Raw genomic sequence first — 22,519 nt, 5'->3', positions numbered from 1 at the left:
GCCTCCCCAGTGGCGCGTCAGATTGAGTCGAGCAGCTCCTCGGTCAGGAGGTCCTCCATCGGCATGATCCCGGCGACGACGGCGAAGTAACCCGAGGTCAGCTCGGGGTCCGCGGCGATCGCGCGCAGCATCGCCAGGCGGGCGTCGGTGACCTCCAGCCGCGCGAGCCCCAAGGTGCCGTGGTAGCTCTCGACCAGCTCGTCGTCACGCCGCGCGGCCCAGGCGCGCAGCCCGGCGGCCCTCGCGCCGGGGTCGCGCAAACCGTCGCCGAGCGCGTCGGTCAGCAGCTCCGCCTGGAGGAAGGCGTTCGAGATGCCCTGCGCCGTGATCGTGTCCCGGTGGTGGCCCGCGTCGCCCACCAGCGCCCAGCCGCGACCCGCCGCCCGGCGGAAGAAGTTGCGCTGGTCGCCCGTGCCGACCAGCCTGCCGACCTGCTCGCCGCCCGCCAGCTGCCCGAACACCTCGCCCGCCGTGGTGGCCAGGGCGTCCAGGTGCGCGGCGCGCGGGTCGGCGCGGACCTCGTCGAACCGGTCCTGCGGGAAGTAGGTGGCGAGGACGGTCGCGCCGTCGTGCGTGGGGATGGTGGCGACCCAGCGCCCGGTGCGCTCGTGGAACCCGAAGCCGGTGTCGAGCCCGGTCCACAGCGAGTAGTACACGCAGCTCAGGCGCGGGTCCTCGACCTCGACGGGGGCCGCGACCAGCTCGGCCACCCGCGAGCGCATCCCGTCCGCGCCGACGACCAGGTGCGCGGGCGCGGCGACCTCGGCGCCCGAGGGCGCGCGGAACCGCACGCCCGTCACCGCGTCGCCGTCGCTCAGCAGCCCCCGCACCGACGAGCCGTCGGAGAACTCCGCGCCCGCCGCCACGGCCGCGTCGACCAGCACCTGGTCCAGCACGTGGCGGCGGGGGCCGTAAGCCGTGTCGACGCCCTCGAACGCGGGCGCGCGGCCGTGCAGTCGCACGTCGCCGACCGTGTAGGTGACCGTGTCCAACCGCGGCGCGCCCGAGGAGGCGATCGCGTCCAGCACACCCCACCGGGCCAGCCTGGCCACGCCGGGCTGCTGGATGTAGAGCGTGGACATCGTGTCGGAGGGGAACCTGGCGCGGTCGAGCAGCAGGACCCGGTAGCCGCGGCGCGCGAGCAGGAGGGCGGTGGCCGCGCCCGCGACCCGGGCGCCCACCACCACGGCGTCGTGCATGCCCGCCCCCCTCGACCGCCCGACCGGCCTATCCGGCACGGTGGTGACAAATGTGGATAAAGCGATCGGTAAACGGGTCCGGCTAACTGCGCGGAATATCGCTTATCCCATCGCAACGTAACTCATCTCCGGACGGAGCGCAACGGGCCGAAAAAGCCTGTGCTGGCTTGGGAAAACGCCCGGAGTTCGCTCCCTTGACAACCCCTGGGGTGACTGCTGTAGTGGCCAGGGGAAGCGGCAAGCACTGGGGGTGGAGATGCCGCGAAGTTCGTCGCAGTAGTCGGGTGGATTAGGCCGACCGGGTGTTCCACGACCTGTTCGGACCTGTACGTAAATGCGGGTGGTGGCGCACCGGAAATCTCCCGGCGCCCCGGTCGGGTCGCACCGCGCGATGACGCCGTGCCGCGCTCCGGGGCGGGCGCGTCCGCATGCCCGCGAACGGAGGGGACTGACGATGGCCGACAGTGTCGCGCAAGCCAGGCGGGAGCTCCTGCGCCGGATGCTCTCCTCCGGGGCGCCCGCCGCCGGGTCGCTCCCCTCCGGGGGACGCGCGCCGGCCGGGCCGGTGCGGACTACCGAACGACCCGACCGCGTCCCGACGTCGGCCGCGCAGAACCGGCTGTGGTTCCTCGACCAGCTCAACGGGCCGAACGCGGCCTACAACGTGCCGTTCGCGCTCCGGCTGCGCGGACCCCTGGACGAGGACGCGCTCTGGGGCGCGCTGGACGACCTGGTGGCGCGGCACGAGGTGCTGCGGACGACCTTCGAGGTCGTGGACGACGAGGTCTACCAGGTGATCGGCGACCCGTGGGCGCTGCCGCGCGACGTGGTGGACCTGCGCGCGCTGCCCGCCGCCGAGCGCGAGGCGGCGGTCGAGGAGGCCGTCCGGTCCGCCGCCGCCCGACCGTTCCGCCTGGACGCCGAGCCGCTGCTGCGGGCGTCGCTGCTGCGCGCGGACGACCACGAGCACCACCTCGTGCTGAACCTGCACCACATCGTCACCGACGGCTGGTCCGAGGGCGTCCTGTTCCGCGAGTTCGGGCAGCTGTACTCGGCGCGCACGCGCCACGTGCCCGCGGACCTGCCGCCGGCCGCCCAGTACGCCGACTACGCGGTGTGGGAGGCGGGGCAGGCGGGCGGTCCGCTGTTCGAGGCGCAGCTCGCGCACTGGCGCGAGCGCCTGTCCGGCCACCTGGGCGAGGCGGGCATCCCGGCCGACCGGCCGCGCCCGGACGGGTCGAGCACGCGCGGCGACAACGTGCCCGTGCCCGCGCCGGCGGACCTGCGCGCCCGGCTGGGCGGCACGTCCCTGTTCACCGGCGTGACCGCGGCGCTCGCGGTGCTGCTGCACCGGTACGGCGACCAGGACCGGGTGATCATCGGCGTGCCGGTGGTCAACCGCACCCGCTCGGACTGGGAGAGCGCCGTCGGGTTCTTCGCCAACACCGTGGCGCTCCGCGTGGACCTGTCCGACAACCCGACGCTGGCGCAGGTCGCCGAGCGGGTCACCGCGGAGGTCCTGGACGCCCTCACCCACCAGCACGTGCCGTTCGACCGGGTCGTGGACGCGCTGGACGCCCAGCGCGGCGCGGGCATGAACCCCGTGTTCCAGGTGATGTGCTCGGTCAACGCCACCACCCCGCCGCCGGAGATGGCCGGGTTGGACGTGCGGCTGCGGGCGATGGACAACGACACCGCGAAGTTCGACCTCGAACTGGCCGTGGAGTACGACGACCACGGCGTCGAGTGCCGCTTCGAGTACGCCACCGACCTGTTCGACCGGCCGACGGTCGAAGCGTTGTCCGCGCGCTACCTCCTCGTCCTGGACGCGCTGCTGACCGCCCCGGGGACCCGGGTGGGCGACCTCGCGCTGGCCGACGAGGCCGAGGCGACCGTCGTGCTGGACGGCGTGCCGGCCGTGCTGCGCGACCGCTACGGCGCGCCGGTCCCCGTCGGCGTGCCGGGTCGCGTGTGGGTGGACGGCCGCGAGGACGGTCGCCTGGCCCGCGTCCGCCGGGACGGCGTCGTGGAGGAAGTACGGTCCGAAGCGGACGGACCCGCCCGCCCGGAGGAGTTCCTCGAACCGGCCACGCCGGTCGAGCGCGAGCTGGCCGCCATGTGGGCCGAGGTGCTCGGCCGCGGGCGGGTGAGCCGGGACGAGGACTTCTTCCGCGGCGCGGGCGGCGACTCGATGCTGGCGACCAAGGTCGTGGTGAGGGTGCGGCGCAAGTGGGGCGTGCGGATCACCGTGCGGCAGATGCTCCGGTTCCCCGTGCTGAAGGACCTGGCCGCCCACCTCGCGCCGCTGCTGACCGGGGCCGCGCCGGACGACGCGTCGGTGATCCGCGCCGACGCCGCGGCGGAGGACGTGCCGCTGTCGTTCGCCCAGCAGCGCTTGTGGTTCATCGACCAGCTCGAACCCGACAGCGCCGCCTACAACATCGCCGAGGTGCTGGACCTCACCGGCCCGTTGCGGGTCGACGCGCTGGAGCGCGCGCTCAACGCCGTCGTGGCGCGGCACGCGGCGTTGCGCACGTCGGTGGCCGTCGTGGACGGCGTGCCGATGCAGCGGATCGCGCCCGCGTTGGAGCTGACCGTCGCCGTGGTGGCGGGGCGGTCGCCCGAGCAGGCGGTGGCCGAGGCGTGGCGCGAGGCGGACCGGCCGTTCGACCTGACCTCCGGGCCGCTGCTGCGCGCCGCGGTGTACCCGACGGGCCCCGACCGGCACCTGCTCGCGTTCACCTGGCACCACCTGGTGTTCGACGGCTGGTCGCAGGACCTGTTCATCCGCGAGCTGACCGCCTTCTACGCCCGCGAGACCGGGCGCGACGTGGCCGTGCCGCCACCGCCGGTGATCCAGTACGCCGACTACGCGCGGTGGCAGCGCGCCTCCCTGCGCGACGCCGAGCTGGCGCGGTTGCAGGACTTCTGGTCCACCACCCTGGACGGCGCGCCCCCGCTGCTGGAGCTGCCCACCGACCGGCCCCGCCCCGCGGTGCGCGGCACCACCGGCGGCAGCCGGTTCCACGACCTGCCGCCCGACCTGGTCGACGGCCTGCGCGGGGTCGCGGACCGGCACGGCGTCACGCTGTACCTGGTGCTGTTCGCCGCGTTCAACGCGCTGTTGGCCCGCCACACCGGGCAGACCGACATCGTGGTCGGCGGCACCACGGCCAACCGCGCCACCGAGGAGACCGAGGGCGTCATCGGCCTGTTCGTCAACACCCTCGCGCTGCGCACGGACGTGTCGGGCAACCCCGCGTTCGGCGAGCTGGCGGCCCGTGCCCGCGACACCGTCACGGCCGCCTACGCCCACCAGGACCTGCCGCTCGAACAGGTGGTGGAGCTGCTGCGGGTGGAGCGGTCGTCCAGCCGCACGCCGCTGTTCCAGGTGCTGTTCGACTACCAGGAGGGCAGCTGGTCCGCGCTGGAGCTGGACGGGCTGACCGTGCGGCGGCTGCGCGGCGAGGACAACGCGGCCATGTTCGACCTGACGTTCGTCGTCGTGGTCGACGCCGGCGGACTGCACTGCGACCTCCAGTACGCCACCGACCTGTTCGACGGGGCCACGGCCGTGCGGCTGCTGGACCGGTGGGAGACGCTGTTGCGCGCCGTCGTGCGCGACCCGGACGCCCGCGTGCACGACCTGGACGTGCTGCCCGACGCCGAGCGCGAGCTGGTGCTGCGGCGGTTCGGCGCGCCCCGCCCGGCCACCGGCAGCCGGCGCCCGGTGCCCGCCCGGATCGCGGCGCAGGCCGCGCGACGACCCTCGGCGACCGCCCTGGTGCACGGCGACCGGCGCACCTCGTACGCGGACCTGGACGACCTCTCGGCCCGGCTCGCCGCACACCTGGTGGCGCTGGGCGTCCGTCGCGGCGACCGGGTGGTGGTGTGCGCGCCGCGCGGGATCGAGTACGTGATCGGCTCCCTGGCCGCGATGCGCGCCGGCGCGGCGTACGCCCCCGTGGACGCCGCGTTCCCCGCGGCCCGCGTGGCGCAGGTGCTCGCCACGGCCGGCGCGGCGGCGGTGCTGGTCACGGGGGAGACCCGGCACCTCGTCGAGGGCTTCGCGGGCCCCGTCGTCGCGGTGGACGAACCGCGCGACCCCGCGCCCGCCCCCACCGTGCCGATCGGCCCCGACGACGCCGCCTACGTCATCCACACCTCCGGTTCGACCGGGCAGCCGAAGGGCGTGCTGCTCGACCACGGCGGGCTGGCGCTGCGCGTCGACTGGTACAACGCCGACTGCGCGACGACCGAGCACGACCGGATGACGCAGATCGCGGGCACCGGGTTCGACGTGTCCGTGCTGGAGATCTGGTCGGCCCTGGCCGCGGGCGCCGAGCTGCACCTCGCCGACCCGGACACCACCGCCTCCGGCGAGCACGCCGTGCGCTGGCTGACCGAGCACCGCATCACGATCGGGTTCCTGCCCACGCCGCTGTGCGAACTCGCGCTCGACGTGCCGTGGCCCGCCGACAGCCCGCTGCGGGTGCTGACCACCGGCGGCGACGCGCTGCGCAAGCGACCCCCCGCCGACGCGCCGTTCACCCTGCTCAACATGTACGGCCCGGCCGAGGCCACGGTGGTCACCACGAGCTGCGACGTGCCGGCGACCGGGTCGCGGGTGCCGCCCATCGGCATCCCGCTGCCCGCCACCCGCGTGCACGTGCTCGACCGCCACCTGCGCCCGGTGGGCGTGGGCGTGCCCGGCGACCTGCACGTCGGCGGGCCGGGCGTGGCCCTCGGCTACGTCGGCCGGCCCGACCTCACCGCGGACCGGTTCGTGCCGGACCCGTTCGGCTCCGGCGAGCGCCTCTACCGCACCGGCGACCTCGTCCGCTGGCTGCCCGACGGCTCGCTGGACTACCTCGGCCGCCTCGACACCCAGGTCCAGGTGCGCGGGTTCCGCGTCGAGCCGGGCGAGGTCGAAGCCGTCCTGCTCGCGCGCCCCGACGTCACCGACGCCGTCGTGGTGGCCCGCGACGTGCCGGGCGTCGGCCCGCTCCTCGTCGCCTACGTCGTCGGCGACGCGGACCCCGAAGCCCTGCGGGCGCACCTGCGCGATCGGCTGCCGGACTACATGGTGCCCGCGACGGTGCACCCGCTGCCCGCGCTGCCGCTCAACCGCAGCGGCAAGGTCGACCGGGCCGCGCTGCCCGAACCGGACCGCGCGGGCGGCGAGGAGCACGTCGCGCCGCGCACGGAGCTGGAGAAGGCCGTCGCGGCGATCTGGTGCGAGCTGCTGCGCGTGGACCGCGTCGGCGTGCACGCGAACTTCTTCGCGCTGGGCGGGCACTCGCTGCTCGCCACCCAGGTCGTCACCCGCCTGCGCGCGCAGTTGCACTGCGACCTGCCCGTCCGCCAGCTCTTCGAGACACCGACCGTGGCGGAACTGGCCGCGGTCCTGACGACGGCCACGACCGCCGGACCGGTCGAACCCGCGGTCGTGAAGCGGGAACGCCGCCTTCAGCAGCTCCCAGCCACCTCCTGAGCAACGGAGAACACATGTCGGAGTCATTCGCCGTGCCCGCTTCGGCGCCGGGCTCGCCCACCCCCGAGCAGTGGTCGGACTGGCGCTGGCACATGCGCAACCGCGTCACCAACCTCGACAAGCTGCGCGAGTGGGTGAAGGTCAGCCCCGCGGAGGAAGAGGCGATCGCGGAGACGGCGGGCAAGTACCGCTGGAGCGTGACGCCGTACTACGCGTCGTTGATGGACCCCGAGGACCCCGACTGCCCGGTCCGGTTGCAGGCCGTGCCGTCGCACGGCGAGCTGCTGGAGTTCCCGGACGCCGACGTGGACCCGGTCGGCGACATGTTCTACCGCAAGACCAACCGCATCGTGCACAAGTACCCCGACCGGGTGATCATGTTGATCACCGAGTCGTGCCCGGTGTACTGCCGCCACTGCACCCGCAAGTTCCACACCACCGACGTGGAGGGCACCTACTTCCGCGACAACGAGGGCGGGGACTTCGAGGAGGACTTCCGCTACATCCGGGAGCACCCGGAGATCCGCGACGTCCTGCTCACCGGCGGCGACCCGCTGTCCTACCGGGACGAGAAGCTGGAGACCATCATCTCCGGCCTGCGCGCCATCCCGAGCGTCGAGATCATCCGCATCGGCAGCAGGTTCCCCGTGCTGCTGCCGCAGCGCATCACCGACGAGTTCTGCGAGATGCTGTCCAGGTACCACCCGGTGTGGCTGAACACCCACTTCAACCACTCGCGGGAGATCACGCCCGAGGCGGCCGCCGCCGTGGACCGCCTGCTGCGCCACGGCGTGCCGGTCGGCAACCAGACCGTGCTGCTCAAGGGCATCAACGACGACGTGGACACGATGCGCAAGTTGATGACGGACCTGCTGCGCATCCGGGTCCGGCCGTACTACCTCTACCACTGCGACAACGTCACCGGCGTCTCCCACTTCATGACCTCGATCGAGAAGGGGTGGGAGATCATGGAGGGCCTGCAGGGGCACATGACCGGCTTCGGCGTGCCGCAGTACGTGCTGACCACGCGGATCGGCAAGATCCCGGTCAGCCTGCCCTACCACGAGGTGGTCGAGGACGGCTTGGCGCTGCGCAACTACCGGGGCCAGACGATGACCGTGACCGGCGAGCACTACCGGGTGAGCAAGCCGCCGTCGGACTGACACCGCCCGTCCCCGACATCGGGATCGGAGCTGATCGAAGGGGCGCACCGCACACCGGCCGACGGGTTCCGCGCAGGCACGGAACCCGTGACGGGGTCACGGCCTTGACCGTGCCCCCGTCGTCGGCGGGCGGTGGCCCGGACGACGCGCGCCGACGAACCCGGTCGTCGGTGGCGCGGTCGGCCTGGTGGTCCGGACGTTCCACGAACCTCCGCACGGCGTGCACCCACGGCCGGCACCTGCCGTTCGCCCCGCCACCAACCAGGATCACCGGCAGGTCGAGCCGGGATCGGACGGCCCGGGATCGTCAGCCGGCGGTGGGCAGCCGGTGGTGAGCAGCCGGTGGTGAGCAGCCGGTGGTCGCCCGCACCGGGGGCGAAACCCGGCACTACGGGTAGTAGACGGCGTAGAGCGCGTAGGTGCCCGACCCGTCGGGACGGCACTCGTAGTCCCACCAGCCCTCGTCACCCTGCTGCACCGCGCCGGCCACCACGCAGTCGTCCAACGACGGGTAGCTCGCGACGTACCGCGTCCGGCCCGCCGCCTGGGCGGGCGCACCGACGACCACCGCCACCACCGCGGCGAGCGCGACGGCGAGCTTCACGCGCGCCACGCGGTCACACGCCGTTCGCGAAGTAGAACCACGCGAACACCCGCGGCTGGCACACCTGGCCCGAGCTGCGGGTGTCCTGCTCCCGGTCGGCCTCGCACTGCTCGAACACGTCGTACGGCCCGACCCACTCGCCGATCTCCGTGGCGGACGCGGGCACGGTCACCCCGCCCACCACGACGGCCACCGCCGTCACGAACCCCAGCAGGGCACCGCGCATGTGCGCCTCCTCCTCGGACCACGTGCCCCCACCGTGCCGGCCCGCTCCGCCCGCCGTCGACAGCCGACCCCCGAGTGGCCGATACGGCATACCGATCCCGACCGCCGGCAGCCGCGTCGCCGCTCATTGGGTGACGTCGCCGCGATCGCCCCGACCGAGGACCGGCGTGCCGGGGCCGTGCGGGACCACCCTCGGCCGCCGCTCCGGGTCGTCATCCCGCGCGACCACCACGTCGGAGGCGCCGCCGACCCGCGTTCACCCCTCACCGCGGCGGGCGGCCAGCACCAGCACCGGCGGTCGCCGCAGGTGCTCGGCCAGCCCGGGGTGCGCCGCGACGTCCGGCACCGGCTCGTCAACGGCGGTCAGCTCCAGGCCGGCGGCGAGGAGCGCACCGATCAGCGTGCTCACCCGCCGGTGGTGCTTGCGCACGCCCTCGATGATCCAGTCCTGGGTCCGCGGGCCTTCCGCCGCGTAGTCGTCGACCGGCCACACCGTGCCGTGCTCCGTGCGCAACCACCCGGTCATGGGGTCGGCCGCGGTGCAGACGGGGTGCTCGACCGAGAACGCGAACCGCCCGCCCGGCCGCAACCAGCGCGCGACCCGCCGCACCAACCCCGGGTAGTCGGCGACGTAGTGCAGGGCGAGGCTGCTGACGACCACGTCCGCCGAGGACGGGGGCAGCGCGAGGTCGTCCAGGTCGGCGCGCAGCAGGCGGACCCGCGGGTGCGGGGTGGACAGCGCCAGCATGCGCCGGGACGAGTCCACCGCCAGGACGTCCGCCGCTCCCGCGTCGGCCAGCCGGCGTGCCAGAGCGCCGGTTCCGCAGCCCAGGTCGACCACCGCCGCCCCCGCCACGGGAGGCAGCACCCGTGCCAGGGCGGGGACCTCGACGGCGTCGTTGATCGCGGCGGCCGAACCCCGCAGCAGGCGGTACCCCTCGAAGAACCGGTCGTCGTCGTAGAGGTCGCGTCCCGCCGTGCTCACAGGTACTTCCGGAGGTCGTCCACGTCGACCAGCGGCAGACCCCAGCGCAGCGCGGCGACCTCCAGGTCGGCGGCCCGCGCCATGGTCCCGTCCGGGTTCATGACCTCGCAGCACACCCCGACCGGGGGCAGGCCGGCCGCCACGCACAGGGCCACGGTGGACTCGGTGTGGCCGCCGCGCTCGGCGAGCCCCCCGGGACGCGCGGCGAGCGGGAAGACGTGGCCCGGCCCGATGAAGTCGCCCGGTACGGCGCGCGGGTCGGCGAGGCGGCGGACGGTGGCCGCGCGCTCGGCCGCGGACACCCCGGTGCCGGCGCCGGCGGCCAGGTCCACCGGGACGTGCGCGCGGGTGCCGTGCCGGTCACCCGGTCCGGGGATGGGACCGATCCCCAGCCGCTCCAACACCTCGGGCGCGCACGGCACCGTCGGGTGGCCGCAGACCTGGGTGAGCAGGAAGGTGAACGCCTCCGGCCGCAGGTTCGCCCCCGCGAACACCACGTCGCCCTCGCCCTCCAGGTCCGGGTCCCACACCACCACCGCACCGCCCGCGGCGAGCTGCGCGACGGCCTCCTGCACACCACGCGCGCCCGAGCGGCGTCCCGCCCACGGCAGCGCCGCGACCGCCTCGGTCACCGCGCGTCCGGGGTCGGCGGGCCAGCGCCGCGCCAGGCGGGTGAGGAGGTCTGGTTCCAGGTTCACGCGATCACCGGCCGCCAGGTCGCCGAGGGTGGTGTTCGCCACCGTGACGGGGACCAGTGCGACGGAGAAGCGGTCGCGGGACACGTCGGCGACGGTCAGGCTGACCCCGTCGACGGCGATCTGTCCTTTCGGGACGACCAGCGGGAGGAACCGCTCCGGCGGCTTGATCCACAACCGCCTGGCGGTCGTCTCGTCGTCGACCCGGACGACCTTGCCCACGGCGTCCACGTTGCCCTGCACCAGGTGACCGCCCACCCGGTCGCCCAACGCCAGCGGCGCCTCCACGTTGACCCGCGCGCCGGGCGCGATCGAGTCCAACGTGGACCTCCGCCGGGTCTCCGGCGACAGCGCCGCCGCCAGGGCGCCCGACCCCCGCTCGTCGGGGACGACGGTGAGCCCGACGCCGTTCAGGCAGATCGAGCCGGGGCCGGCGATGGCCGTCCCGGGCGCGCTGACCGCGATCCCCGTCCGGTCGACGGCCAGCACCGTGCCGACCTCGTGGATGTGTCCGGTGTACATGTGACTCCGCCTCTCGACCGCGGGAGGTCGGTCCTCACCGCGCGCGGGAACAGGGGCCGCGCCAACGGGCCCGAGCAGAGGCGGGGTCTCACCGCGTGGCCTCGGAATCGCACCGAGTCGTCCCGCCGTCACCGGCGGAACCGGTGGGCTCTCACCACCGCACCTTGGAATCGCACCGAAACCCTTATACCACCGCCCGGTGGTCGGGATCAACGTGGCCGAAGGCCCGCCCCACGCCTCCGTCGACCGGCAAGATCACGGGGTTGTGGTCCGGCCTCCGGCGGCACCCTCCCGCAGTCCCACTGCCGGAGGTCGGTCGGGGCGCAGATGTCGGTCGCCGTGACGCGTGCATCAGCCGTGGTCGTACACCCTCATCGGGAAGTCGCCCGACGCGGCCGGCGCTGTCTGGTATCGATGGTGACCGGATGCGGTCGATGGGGGGCAAGGTGGCGAGCGGCGACGAACCGGGACCGGAGCGGATCGACCAGGTGGGCAGCGCGGCGAACGGCTCCAACGTCAACCAGGCCGGCCGGGACGTCAAGGTGTACGGCGTGGACCTGCACGTCCCGGGTTGGGCGTGGGTTGCGGTCGGCGTGTCGGTGGTGGTGGCGGCAGCAGCCGTCACCTGGGCGACCTGGAACGGACCGACCACCGGATCACCGGTGCTCGACGCAGAACGCCCCGCGACCACGACCACGGCGACGACCACGACGTCGCCGGCCCCGCCGGAAGCATCCACTGCAACCACCCGACCGCCGACCGCCACGACGACGCCGTCACCCGCACCTGCGACCGTCTGGTGGACGGGCAACCTGGAGCTGGGCGGCTACGGCGGCCCGGGCGGCGGTTGGTGGCTGGACCAGAGCCCGCCCGGCCCGGCCGTGACCGGGGACCTCTACTACGGGTCGGAGAACGAAGTCGCGGGCGTTGCCGTGGTCGAGTGGGACGGAGCGATCCCCCCGGACCTGGCGCAGTGCGCGAACCTGCTGGACACCAACCTCGGCCGGAAATGGACAGCCGTCCGCCGCGGCACCACCGCGTGCCTCCGAACCCGTGACGGCCGGGTCGGCTACTTCACCGTGACCCGAACCCCCGGGCCCAACGAACTGACCCCGTCGATCAGCGTGACGGCCACCGTGTGGGACCTGGAGTAGGGCCCACGGGCGACCGCCCCCGACCAAGGCGTGCTCGACCGCGCCTTCGTGCTGGACGAGCGGTCGTCGCCGGCTGCGGCCGCGAACGCACCCGACAACCGGGCCGACCCGACCGGCTTCCGGGCAGAGGAGGAAGTCCGGTCGGGTCGACGGATGGGGGACGTGTCGGCGATCAGGACAGGATCAGCGACAGGCCGTAGGCGGACAGGATCGGGTTGACCTCCTGGTAGTACGTGGTTCCGCCGGTCGAGCAGTTGCCCGAGCCGCCCGAGGTCACGCCCTGGGCCTGGTTCGAGCTGAGCCACGAGCCGCCGGAGTCGCCGGGCTCGGCGCAGACGTTCGTGCGGGTCAGGTTGTAGACGACGCCCTGGGGGTAGTTCACGGTCTGGTTGCGGGCCTGGATGTAGTTGCACCACATCCCGGTGGTCGAGCCCGAGCGGCACACGCCGGAGCCCACCGGGACCTGCGCGGAACCGCGCACGTAGTACCAATAGCCGTTGTAGCCCTCCATGTAGCCCCACAGGTTCACGCCCGCGACGGTCCGCACCCACGCGTAGTCGTAGTAGGGGAACGTGGAGCCGGCGAAGTAGCCGTAGAGCGCGCCGTACTGGTCGGTGGCCTGGGAGCCGGGGGTGCCGCAGTGGCCTGCGGTCACGAACCCGCCGTACACGGCGAAGCCGATGGAGCACCGGCCCGCGTTGTTGATCCAGTACGGCCAGCCGCCGACGACGTCGGCGTAGGGCACGGGGGAGTGGTCCTCCTGCACCACGCGCACGGCGTGGTGCAGGGACTTGGCCCCGTCGACGAACTCCGTCACGGCGGCGTCGACCTTGTGCCGGTTGACGGTGACGACGACCGTGTTGGTCTGCACGTCGACGTACCAGCCGTTCACCCCGGCGGGCGCGGCCTTGCCGGCCAGCCGGTCGAGCGCGGTCTTGGTGGCGTCGAGCTGGGCGTAGGTGTGCGCGACGGGCACGACGGTCACGTCGAGGCCGGTCTTGTCGGCAGCGGCGTCACCGGCCACCGCGACGGCGAGCTTGCCGGTCGCGGGGTCGAACCAGCTGCCCGCGTAGGCGGCGCCGTAGACCTTGCGGGCGACGACCTCGACACCACGGGCCTTTTCCTCCTGGGCCAGGCGTGTTTGCACGCCCTCGGCGGTGAGGCCGAAGTCGCGCTGCATCGCCTCGGCCATACCGAGGGAGACGCGCGGTGCGGAGGTGGAGGACGTGGTCGCCACACCGCTGGGCGCGGCGACCGCGGGCAGGGACGGAATGGCGAGACCGATCGCGAGGACGACCGCACCGGCTAATCGGACGATACGCGGAGAACTCACTGGGCAACCCTTTCAGGCGAGGGTGCAGGGAAGCGCCGATCGGTCACCCGAGAGGTGCGAGCGGAGCTCGGGAACCGATCGGCAACGCCGTTTATGAACCCGGCGGATCCGAAACGATACTTTCCGGTCCGGCATGCCCATACCGCCGAGCCGGTGGCGTTCGATGATTGTTTTGGCAGGTCAAGGGCGCGTGGAATCGTCCACATGTGTCGAGCGTGTTACCGAAACGGCCGATTCGGCATTCCGTAGTGACACGGCTCGACGCGTCAACCGGAGAACGGCAGGCGTCATTCGTCGGTGTCGGCGTCCTGCCGCTCCACCACTTCCCGCCAGTGGGCGAGGTTGCCGCGGGTGGTGCGGGTGTCGGGGTGGTCGGGTCCCAGCACGCGCAGCAGGTCGGGCTCCAGCGCCTCCAGTTCGGCGACCGCGCCGGCCGTATCCCCGGCCTCACCCCGCCAGTGGGCGAGGTTGCCGCGGATGGTCAGGGTGTCGGGGTGGTCGGGTCCGAGGATCCTGAGCTTGTCCTGCAGCAGCGCTGCCAACTCGGTGACCGCGCCGTTCGGGTCCCCGGCCTCGCCCCGCCAATGGGCGAGGTTGTGCCGGGCGGTGAGGGTGCTGGGGTGGTCGGTGCCCAGGACGCGGAGCCGGTCGTGCAGCAGCGCCTCCAGTTCGGCGACCGCGCCCGCCGGATCGCCCGCCACACCCCGCCAGTAGGCGAGGTTGTGCCGGGCGGTCAGGGTGTCGGGGTGGTCGGGGCCCAGCCGGGAGCGGATGTGGTCGTGGAGGGTGTTCCAGTAGGTGACGGCGGCGTGGACTTGGCCGCTGCCGCTCAGAGAGCTCCCCGCGCGTTGGAGCACGTCGTGGAGCGCGGGAGTGAGCAGGGCGGGGGTGGTGTGGGTGTGAAGGGTGGTGGTGTTGGAGCGCAAGGCTTGGGCGAGGTCGGGGTGGGTGGTGTCGATGGTGGGCCAGATGGTGCGGAGGGCGTCGGCGGTCGTGCGGGCGAGGGTGTGGAGCCGGTCGGGGTGCACGGTGTCGCGGACGGCGCGTTGGACCAGGGCGTGCACCGCCACCGCCCGCGCCGGGCGGTCGGGGGTGAGGGTGATCAGGTTGAACCGGTGCAGTCGGGTCAGTCCGTCGTGGACGTCGTCGTGACGGACCGGCCGACCGGTGAGGGTGGTGAGGTGGCCCAGGACTGGCGGGGCGGTGAACACGTCGAGGGGGATGCCGTTGGGGTCGAGCAGGGCGGCGATCTCCAGCAGCGGGCGAGCCAGGCCCGCCCCTCCCGGCCGGGTCGGGTTGTCGACGCGGTCGGCGCGGTCGATGGACACCGACCAGGTCGCCGCGATGATCCGTTGGTGTTCGGGCAGGGCGTGTTCGGGTGGGCTGAGTTCGGCCAGGGTGCGGCGCCGGTCGGCCAGCACCTCCCGGTAGGCGGTGACGGTGAGCAGCGGCTGGTCGGCCAGGTACGCGGCGGCCTGGCTCAACGCCAACGGCAGCCACCCCAACTCCTGCGCCAACCCCGCCAGCCGGTCCCGGTCACCGCCGTCGGCGGTGCCGGCCAGGGCCTCGGCGAGGTAGGTCAGGGCTTCGTCGGGGGCGAACACGTCCAGTTCGATCACCCGGTGCCCGCCGCGCCCGGCCGCCGCGTCGCGTCGTCGGCTGGTCACCACCACTTGCCCGCCCGGACCGGGTGGCGGGTCGAGGCCGCGCAGGTCGGCCGGGTCCTGCACGTCGTCCAACACGATCAGCCAGCGGCGCGTCGTGCCGGCCAGCCACTCCCGGAACCGCTCCGCCGCTTCGTCGGGTGGCCGGTCGGCGATCCGGGGGTCGTCCTCGACCAGCACCCGTGCGGCGGCCTCGGCGTAGGCGGTCACGATCGCGTCGCGGGACAGCGCCGACACCCACACCGCCAGATCCAGCTCCGGGTCGCGCCACACCCGCCAGGCGTGGTGGGCGGCCAGTTGGGACTTGCCGACCCCGCCCAGCCCCGACACGACCACGCCCGCGCGCCGCCCACCGCCGACCAGCACGGCCGAGTGCCCGGCGGCCAACGCCTCCACCAGTTCGGTGTGGGCGTGGCGTTGCCGGTAGTGGTCGGCCGGTGTGTGCGGCAGCCCGACCCGCACCGGCCACGCCACCCGCGCCGGGTGCCCTCGGTGGACGGTGACCGTGGCGTCGCGACCGGCCTGCACCACCACGGCGTTCCCGGACGCGGTGGCGTCCTGGCCCGTCTTCGGCACCTCACCGCCACCCACGGCATCCTCGATCGTCGCGCGCGCACCCCGCCTCGACCGAACCACGGACCGGCTGTCCTGGCACCTTGACGTCCCACGGCCCCCGCGGGGACCGCCGGATTGCGGAGCCCGAAGAGGTCGCCCTGGACGTGGACGCCTGGTCGAGCGGGAGCTGCGTTTTTGACGGTCCTGCGCGCCCTGTGGCAGCGCCAGTGCTCAGCACGTGCCCGGAGGGCCATCCCACCCGGAGACCGGGTTGTGGGACGCGAAGGTCGAAGCTGTGTTGGAAAGTTGAGGGTTCGTCGGGACCGGTGTGCGTCCGGAAGGCTGACACCCGCATGACCGATGCCTCGTCGTCCCCCTCCGGTGGACACTGCTGAAGTGGGGCGGAAGGGCGCGGCGGGCACATCGGTCCGTGGACGGGCGAGGGAACTGCTCGGACAAGTGGACCGCCTGGTCGAAGCCGGGGCAGCTCATGCCGCGCGTGCGGAGCACCTGCGGAGTGATGGCCGGGCGCAGGTCGCCCGACTGGTCGAAGCCGAGGTCCACGCCCGGTTGGCCGCACGTCCGGTGACGGACCTCCGCCCGTGGGTGGATGAGCGGACGAAGCTCAGGGCCTTGGTGGAGGCCGGGTACAGGAGCGTGGCCGAACTCCTGCCCCACGACTCCGAGACCTTGCGGCAACACCACGGCGTCGGTCCGCACACCGCGGTGAGAGCCGCTGAGGCGGCGCGGGAACTGGTCGAGGAGACCCGCCGCGGGGTCCGGATCCGCTTCGACCCGGAGCGCCGTGATCCCGCCCACACCGACCTCCTGTGCGTCATCGCCGCCCTCCGGCAGGCCATCGCCACGCGATCGGCGGTGCTGGCACGCTCGGAGCGCTTCGCCGAGCGCGTGGGGTCGGTCGCCCGCGCCGTCGCCCCGGCGCGCAGTTGGTGGCGCATGGCGATGACGTGGGGGTCGAGCAGGCAGCGCGTGCTCGACGCCTTGCTGGACCTGGACGGCGTCCTCACTTCCCCGGAGACGCGCGACTTCCGCGCCGAAGTGGAGCGGTTAGCCAGGGCGACGACTCCCGCCGTCCACGCCGACACCGCATGGGACTCGTACTCGGAAGACAAGGCGGGCTTCGACGCGTTGCTGGCCTCTCTCGGCGGCCGGGGCGACCTCGACGAACGCGAAAGCGCTCAGGGGTTCCTGCCGCAGGCCGCGCGGAACGAGGTCGGCTCGGTCGGCTTGGACACCACGGGCCTGAAGACGACGTTGTTCGGCTACCAGCGGTTCGGAGCCCGGTTCGCCGTCCTGCGGCGCAGGTGCATCCTCGGTGACGAGATGGGCCTGGGCAAGACCGTGCAAGCCCTGGCGGCCATGGTCCACCTGGCGGCGACCGGGCCGCGCCGCTTCCTGGTGGTCTGCCCGCTGACCCTGATGGGCAACTGGGTGCAAGAGATCGCCAAGCACACCGACCTGACCGCGTACACCCTGCACGGGCCCGGACGAGCCGACGCGACGCGGAACTGGCGGCAGGCGGGCGGCGTCGCGATCGTCACCTACGACACCGTCCGCAACGTGCGCGACCTGACGTCCCTGGTCGCCGACATGCTCGTCGTGGACGAGGCGCACCGGGTGAAGAACCCGGACGCCAAGCAGTCGAGGCAGATCCGCGAGCTGGCGAAGAGGACCGACCGGGTCCTGCTGCTGACCGGCACGCCCATGGAGAACACCGTGTCGGAGTTCCGCGTCCTGGTGGAGCACCTCGACAAGGACGCGGCCGCACGCCTGGCGGTTGGGGGTGCGAGCGTCGACGCCGAGGAGTTCCGACGCCGGGTCGCTCCGGTGTACCTGCGGCGCAACGTCGAAGACGTCCTCACGGAGCTGCCGAACAAGATCGAGATCGACGACTGGGTGCTCCCGAGCGCGCGAGACCTCGACGCCTACCGCGGAGCCGTCGCGACCAGGGACGCCATGGCGATGCGCCAAGCCACCTTCGATCACGGGTCGGAGAAGCTGGAGCGGCTGGAGGACATCGTGAAGGAGGCCCGGGACGACGGGCGCAAGGTCATCGTGTTCTCGTACTTCCACCGCGTGCTCGACATCGCCTCCGCCAGGCTCGGAGACGGGGTCGTCGGCCGGTTGGACGGCAACACGCCGGCCGCGCGGCGGCAGGGCCTGATCGACGACTTCACCGGGAAGGCCGGGCACGCGGTGCTGCTGGCGCAGATCGAGACCGGCGGCGAGGGGCTGAACATCCAGGCCGCGTCGGTCGTGGTCATCACCGAACCGCAATGGCGTCCGTCCAAGGAGGAGCAAGCCGTCGCCCGGGCACACCGGATGGGCCGGGTCGGCGTCGTCCAGGTCCACCGACTGCTCGCCAAGGACACCATCGATGAGCGCATCCGGGAGAAGCAGGCCGAGAAGATCGCGGCGTTCGACCGGTACGCGCGCCCCAGCGACACCAAGGACGCCGACCCGCGGGCCATCGACCCGGCGGAACGGGCGGAGATGGTCGAAGCCGAGTACCGGCGCCTGGGGCTCTGACGCGTCACCTGCCAGGTGCAGGAGCACGGCTCGGCCGCCACGACCTCGGCGTGGCGGCCGCCGCCCAGGACTTCCTCGACCGCCGCCGCCCCCGTCTTCGCGCATTTCCCCGATCCGACCAGGCCGCCGCGCCGGCGCGAGGAACCCGGGAACCGCCGGTCCCGGACCGGTCCGGCGAGGCCGCGAACCCCGCGTTCCGGGCGGTCGGCGCCGCGGCTCGCGGATCAGCTCGACCATGTGGTCCGGCAGCACGGGGTGACGACCGGGACCGGTGGGAGTCGGTACCCGGGACGCCGGTCGGCCCGTCCGGTCATGCGTCGGGGTTGGCGGTCCCGGGCGGTGTCTTGGCTTTCGCCTCGGGCGCTTCGGGGGCCTGGGCGAAGTCGCTCTTCTTCGGCCGGTTCTCCAGGTCGGGGTCCTTCTTCAGGTCGCTGTTGCCGGTCACCGTCGTGCTGGAGGCGGTCATGCCGGCCGAGGCCACGTCGGACATCGACTGCGGGTTGGCGGCGTACCGGGATTGTGCGGCGGCCGAGGTCTGGGCGTTGGCGATGAAGGCGCCGAGGAAGCCCAGCACCGCTCGTGCTTCGGGCGATTGTTCCTGCACGACCTTGGCGCGGTCGGACGCGCCGTGGATCCCGCTGCTGAACAGGCTGCCGTGGGAGTCGTCGTAGGTGTCGTCGTCGGCGTCCTCGAAGTCGACGTTCCCACCCGGTCGTGGTTTCGTCCCGTCGCGGTCGACCGAGAAGATCCCCGCTCCCGCGTTGGCGAAGTTGAAGATGTTGTCGAACACCATGGTCGTCACCTCTGGCCGTGTTCTCGTCGAGTGGTGGGCATCGCCCGGTCACGGGCCCTTGTAGAGGGCTCGGGGGCTGTAGGTCAGGGTTTCGCTCTCGAACACCGTGTGGTCGACGTCGAGCGCGGACACGACTTCTGCCACGCCCTTGACGCGGAAGGTGCCGTTGCCGGTCAGGTCGATGTCGCCGATGTCGCGGGCGACGACGTGGGCCTGGGCGGGGTTGCCGGGCTGCGGGGGCGACAGGACGTCCACCGGCACGGCGTAGCGCACGGCGAGGAAACCGTCGAAGGTCACCGGGATCTCGTAGGTGTACTGCTTGCGGCTGCGCCGCTGGGTGGCGATGGTCTGCACCCGGGAGTTCGGTCTCACGTCACCGGAGACCTGCGAGGACGACCCCCAGGTCGTGGTCAGGGTGCCGCTGACGGAGGCGGTGATGCCGAACATCAGCTGGGCGTGCAGCTCGGCGCTGCCGGTCGCGCTGCCCTGCACCGTGAACGTCGTCCCGTTGGTGATCCCGTTCGTCGTGGCCGACTCGGTGTTGTTGGCGTTGTCCACGCCGATGTTGTCCTTGCTGTTCTTGTTGGTGACGGTGTTGGCGTTCTTGTTCTGCATGCTGTTCTGCAGCTGCAACTGGAGCTGGTTCTGCAGCTGGAGCTGCAGCGACGCGCTCGCCTTGCCGCCGAAGGTCAGCTGGGCCTGCCCCTGCAGGTTCCAGGTGACCGCGTTGGCGACGGTGAAGTTGACCGTGTCGGTGAACTTCACCGCGGACGTGTCGCTGCGGTTGACGTAGGAGCGGGAGGAGAACGTGTCGGGCGGGGGTTGGTCGACGTTGCCGCGTTCCTCGATCAGCGGCTCGCCCAGGTGCAGGTAGGCGAGCCAGCCCAGGTCGTTGGCGGTTCCGTCGAAAGTGCCGAAGCTCGACTTGTTGATGGAGAACCCGATGGGCCTGTGCTGCGCTCCGGACTGGTCCACGTAGATGAGGTTGGGGTGGTTCAGGACGGACTGCCAGGACTGCGCGATGTTGAGTTCCCGCAGATTCCGCTTGGTCAGCGGATGGCGTTTTACCCGTTCCAGGTTGTACGTGTTCGCAGGCATTCTTCGACCTCGCCCGATGTGTGTGACCGTGCGGTGGACCGTGCTGGGGGAGGTAATTGCGGTTCACGTACCCGCACTCGAACCCGGCACGGGTCGATCGCGACGCTAGCACGGTGTGTGACGCGGGATCCAGGACCTCTCACGCCGCACCTGTTCAGGGTAAAGGGCTGGTGGCGGCCCTTCTTGGTCGCTCCTCCGTTGCACGCGCCGTCACCCTGCGTCACTCCGTTGACGGCCGACGGGCATCCCCCCGTGGTCATTCACACACGTCCGAAGGGTGGTCCGGGTAGATCCACCGCAGCATTGCGGCCACCGGGGTCGACTTCGGTATCGGGTGACGTTCTGGTGGCCGGTATCGCCGTGCGGTATACCTGGTGACATCTGTTCCAGCGCGTCACGCTTTCGCGGGTCGCATCGCGTGAAGTCGTGGACGTGTCCCCACTTGTCCCGCATCGAGTGTTCGATGCGTTTCGCCCCACGTTCAGAACAGGTGAGGTGTCAGCGGTGTACACCCAGGAACGCACTCCGATGTCGGATCTGGTGGTCGGCGGTCCGGTGCCGGTGAACAGCTACGACAACGCCATCGTGGCCGCGTTGGTCGAGAACCGGCCGGTGATGCTCGTGCACGCCTTCAACGGCGGGTACCTCAAACCCGCCGAGCTGGAGGAGAACAGCCACGACAAGGGCGTCCAGTTGGCGACCACGCTCGACCCCGCCACCAAGGAGCGCAACGGCCACCTCTGGTACATCACCCCCGGCGGCTTCTTCGGGCAGAGGCCCCTGTACTTCATCGAGAGCGCCGCGGGGCAGGCGCCGGACGATCCCGCGGGTCCCGGCGCCGCGGGATCGTCCGGCCGCGGCGACGACGGTGCGCCGAAGCCGAGGCGCCGGCGGATCACCGTCCACCAGGACGCCCCGAAACCCCAGTCGGACGGCGTCCAGGTCGGTCTCCCGACCAAGGTCGGCGAGAAGTGGCGCGGCAGGAACGGCTCACCCGAGGACACCCAGTTGTGGGTCGTGACGGTGACGCCGTGGGGCGGTGTGACCTTCGTGCCGATCACCCACCCGGACACGATCCTCGGGTTCAAGGACCACGCCGTGACCGCGAACAGCGAGGCGCGCGTGACCTACAACTGGGGTGGCGACTTCACCGGCACGGTCATCAACACCTTCTACCCCCGGTTGCCGAACGAGTGGGGAGTCCCCTACCACCACGTCTTCACGTGACCGCGCCCGCCGCAGCGCGAACCCGCCAGTGCCAATGGCCGTACCGCCCGGAAGGGGCAGCAGGGTGCCCGTGCCCATGCAGGATCTCAAGGTCGGAATAGTCAACGCCGCCACGAAGAAGGCGATCGGCGCGCAGGAGCCGCCGGCCGCGGACGGGCACCTCGTCGTCCGCGACTTCCCCGACGGCGGCCCGAGCCCGGCGCGGTGGCAACTCGTGCCCGTGCAGCCGGCGTCGGGGGATCAGGCGTACGTGATCCGCGACGCGGGCAGCGGCGAAGTGCTCGACAACCCCTCCGCGGCGGACGGGAAGGTTCACCGGCGGACCGCGAACGGCGGCCAGGCCCAGCAGTGGCGCGTCATCCCGGTGGACGGCGAAGCGGACCTCTACCGCATCGAGTGCGTCCGCGACGACGTCGTCCTCGGTCTGACCGATCCCGAGCACCCGGACGGACCCCGCCTCGTCCTGCGCGAGCACGACGAGGACGACGAGAGCCAGCGGTGGCGGTTCGTCCCGGCCGCGCCCGAACGCACCTCCGACCCCGTGCTGCGGTGGACGCCGGTAACCCACTGGAACGGTCGGCAGTCCTGGCGACTGGTCCGCTCGACCGCACTGCGGCCGGCGCCCGACGCGACGCCCTCCTTCAGCGACCCGCGGTTGGTCCTCGGGCGGTTCGGCAGCCGCCCGGACGCCGGGGGTTGGGAGAGCGACCCGGCCGCCCGGCCCCCGAGCGGTGACCCGGGCTGGAAGGCGGGGGCCGCCCCGCGTTTCGTCGCCGACCTCACGGGGCAGGGGCGGGTCGACCTCGTCGGGATCAAGCCCGGCAAGGGGATCGTGACGTCGTCCGGGAGGGGCGACGGCACGTTCGAGGAGACCGAGCGGGTCCTGCACCAGGTCGCGGGCTCGAACGACGCCTCGCGCCGCGAGGACGTCTTCTCCCTCGTGGACCTGACCGGTGACGGCCGGCTCGACCTGGTCGTGTTCGACGGCGACGGCGTCCGGGTGTCGTCGCAGGACGCGAACGGCGCGTTCCCGCCGATGGGTGGCGAGCCGGTCGTCCGCGCGTTCGGCCACGGCCGGCAGGCGGGGGAGTGGCGTGCCGACAGGCACCCCCGTTTCCTGGTCGACACGACCGGTGACGGGCGGGTCGACGTCGTCGGCTTCCACGACGACGGCCTCCGGGTGTCACGGCAGGGCCAGGACGGGCGGTTCACGCCGGCGGACGCCGAACCGATCCTGCCGGCGTTCGGGTACGGCGAC

14 protein-coding genes and 1 pseudogene are annotated in these 22,519 nt (G+C 72.6%); 6 read left to right on the top strand and 9 right to left on the bottom strand.

Annotated features, from left to right (window positions below):
• Positions 1-17: 17 nt before the first annotated feature.
• Positions 18-1,199, bottom strand: a complete 1,182-nt coding sequence (locus ACWEFJ_RS02630) for an NAD(P)/FAD-dependent oxidoreductase (RefSeq protein WP_378087252.1) — start codon at positions 1,197-1,199, stop codon at positions 18-20.
• 454 nt (positions 1,200-1,653) lie between these two features.
• Here ACWEFJ_RS02630 and ACWEFJ_RS02625 point away from each other — a divergent pair, with 454 nt between their 5' ends.
• Positions 1,654-6,693: an amino acid adenylation domain-containing protein gene (locus ACWEFJ_RS02625; protein ID WP_449712694.1), complete on the top strand. Its 5,040-nt coding sequence runs from the start codon at positions 1,654-1,656 to the stop codon at positions 6,691-6,693.
• A gap of 14 nt (positions 6,694-6,707) precedes the next feature.
• Positions 6,708-7,856, top strand: coding sequence for an arginine 2,3-aminomutase (blsG, locus tag ACWEFJ_RS02620; protein ID WP_449712693.1), 1,149 nt, complete (start codon positions 6,708-6,710; stop codon positions 7,854-7,856).
• 388 nt (positions 7,857-8,244) lie between these two features.
• Here blsG and ACWEFJ_RS02615 read toward each other — a convergent pair whose 3' ends face one another.
• The 4 genes from ACWEFJ_RS02615 to ACWEFJ_RS02600 form a co-directional block, all read right to left on the bottom strand.
• The gene (locus ACWEFJ_RS02615; protein WP_378087245.1) at positions 8,245-8,469 is read right to left on the bottom strand and encodes a hypothetical protein; all 225 of its coding nucleotides are present in this window, start codon (positions 8,467-8,469) and stop codon (positions 8,245-8,247) included.
• 4 nt (positions 8,470-8,473) lie between these two features.
• Positions 8,474-8,686 carry a hypothetical protein gene (locus ACWEFJ_RS02610; RefSeq protein ID WP_449712692.1) on the bottom strand — a complete coding sequence of 71 codons (213 nt, stop codon included), beginning with the start codon at positions 8,684-8,686 and terminating at the stop codon, positions 8,474-8,476.
• Positions 8,687-8,941: 255 nt separating this feature from the next.
• The gene (locus ACWEFJ_RS02605; protein ID WP_449712691.1) at positions 8,942-9,670 is read right to left on the bottom strand and encodes a class I SAM-dependent methyltransferase; all 729 of its coding nucleotides are present in this window, start codon (positions 9,668-9,670) and stop codon (positions 8,942-8,944) included.
• Positions 9,667-10,887 (bottom strand): riboflavin synthase, encoded by a 1,221-nt coding sequence (locus tag ACWEFJ_RS02600; RefSeq protein WP_449712690.1) that lies wholly within the window; start codon positions 10,885-10,887, stop codon positions 9,667-9,669. The genes ACWEFJ_RS02605 and ACWEFJ_RS02600 overlap by 4 nt, the downstream gene beginning before the upstream one ends.
• 425 nt (positions 10,888-11,312) lie before the next feature.
• On the opposite strand from ACWEFJ_RS02600, the gene ACWEFJ_RS02595 reads away from it, so the two are divergent.
• Entirely contained in the window at positions 11,313-12,041 is a 729-nt protein-coding gene (locus ACWEFJ_RS02595) for a hypothetical protein (RefSeq protein WP_449712689.1), read from the top strand.
• A 172-nt stretch (positions 12,042-12,213) separates the two neighbouring features.
• Here ACWEFJ_RS02595 and ACWEFJ_RS02590 read toward each other — a convergent pair whose 3' ends face one another.
• A complete protein-coding gene (locus tag ACWEFJ_RS02590) occupies positions 12,214-13,374 on the bottom strand; it encodes a S1 family peptidase (protein WP_449712688.1) in 1,161 nt (386 codons plus the stop codon).
• A 287-nt stretch (positions 13,375-13,661) separates the two neighbouring features.
• Positions 13,662-15,629, bottom strand: coding sequence for a tetratricopeptide repeat protein (locus tag ACWEFJ_RS02585; protein ID WP_449712687.1), 1,968 nt, complete (start codon positions 15,627-15,629; stop codon positions 13,662-13,664).
• Between the two features lie 690 nt (positions 15,630-16,319).
• Here ACWEFJ_RS02585 and ACWEFJ_RS02580 point away from each other — a divergent pair.
• Positions 16,320-18,143 carry a DEAD/DEAH box helicase gene (locus ACWEFJ_RS02580; RefSeq protein ID WP_449712686.1) on the top strand — a complete coding sequence of 608 codons (1,824 nt, stop codon included), beginning with the start codon at positions 16,320-16,322 and terminating at the stop codon, positions 18,141-18,143.
• A gap of 310 nt (positions 18,144-18,453) precedes the next feature.
• On the opposite strand, the gene ACWEFJ_RS02575 is transcribed toward ACWEFJ_RS02580, so the two are convergent.
• Both ACWEFJ_RS02575 and ACWEFJ_RS02570 read right to left on the bottom strand, forming a co-directional pair.
• A complete protein-coding gene (locus tag ACWEFJ_RS02575) occupies positions 18,454-18,936 on the bottom strand; it encodes a hypothetical protein (RefSeq protein WP_449712685.1) in 483 nt (160 codons plus the stop codon).
• A 48-nt stretch (positions 18,937-18,984) separates the two neighbouring features.
• A complete protein-coding gene (locus ACWEFJ_RS02570; protein WP_449712684.1) occupies positions 18,985-20,034 on the bottom strand; it encodes a hypothetical protein in 1,050 nt (349 codons plus the stop codon).
• 528 nt (positions 20,035-20,562) lie between these two features.
• On the opposite strand from ACWEFJ_RS02570, the gene ACWEFJ_RS02565 reads away from it, so the two are divergent.
• Complete coding sequence (locus tag ACWEFJ_RS02565) at positions 20,563-21,261, top strand: hypothetical protein (RefSeq protein WP_449712683.1); 699 nt, start codon at positions 20,563-20,565, stop codon at positions 21,259-21,261.
• Between the two features lie 34 nt (positions 21,262-21,295).
• Positions 21,296-22,180 (top strand): annotated as a pseudogene (locus tag ACWEFJ_RS02560) (RICIN domain-containing protein); the annotation flags it as partial.
• Between the last annotated feature and the right edge of the window lie 339 nt (positions 22,181-22,519).

It is taken from the genome of Actinosynnema sp. NPDC004786 (assembly GCF_053601135.1).
The sequence above is the reverse complement of the archived record's forward strand: the minus strand, read 5'-3'. Positions and strand labels throughout refer to the sequence as shown.

Excerpts from the sequence above, each read along its gene's own strand:
- ACWEFJ_RS02575 (WP_449712685.1), bottom strand. The coding sequence starts at position 18,936 with ATGGTGTTCGACAACATCTTCAACTTCGCCAACGCGGGAGCGGGGATC.
- ACWEFJ_RS02595 (WP_449712689.1), top strand. The coding sequence starts at position 11,313 with ATGCGGTCGATGGGGGGCAAGGTGGCGAGCGGCGACGAACCGGGACCG.
- blsG (WP_449712693.1), top strand. The coding sequence starts at position 6,708 with ATGTCGGAGTCATTCGCCGTGCCCGCTTCGGCGCCGGGCTCGCCCACC.
- ACWEFJ_RS02610 (WP_449712692.1), bottom strand. The coding sequence starts at position 8,686 with ATGCGCGGTGCCCTGCTGGGGTTCGTGACGGCGGTGGCCGTCGTGGTG.
- ACWEFJ_RS02630 (WP_378087252.1), bottom strand. The coding sequence starts at position 1,199 with ATGCACGACGCCGTGGTGGTGGGCGCCCGGGTCGCGGGCGCGGCCACC.
- ACWEFJ_RS02625 (WP_449712694.1), top strand. The coding sequence starts at position 1,654 with ATGGCCGACAGTGTCGCGCAAGCCAGGCGGGAGCTCCTGCGCCGGATG.
- ACWEFJ_RS02570 (WP_449712684.1), bottom strand. The coding sequence starts at position 20,034 with ATGCCTGCGAACACGTACAACCTGGAACGGGTAAAACGCCATCCGCTG.
- ACWEFJ_RS02565 (WP_449712683.1), top strand. The coding sequence starts at position 20,563 with ATGTCGGATCTGGTGGTCGGCGGTCCGGTGCCGGTGAACAGCTACGAC.
- ACWEFJ_RS02600 (WP_449712690.1), bottom strand. The coding sequence starts at position 10,887 with ATGTACACCGGACACATCCACGAGGTCGGCACGGTGCTGGCCGTCGAC.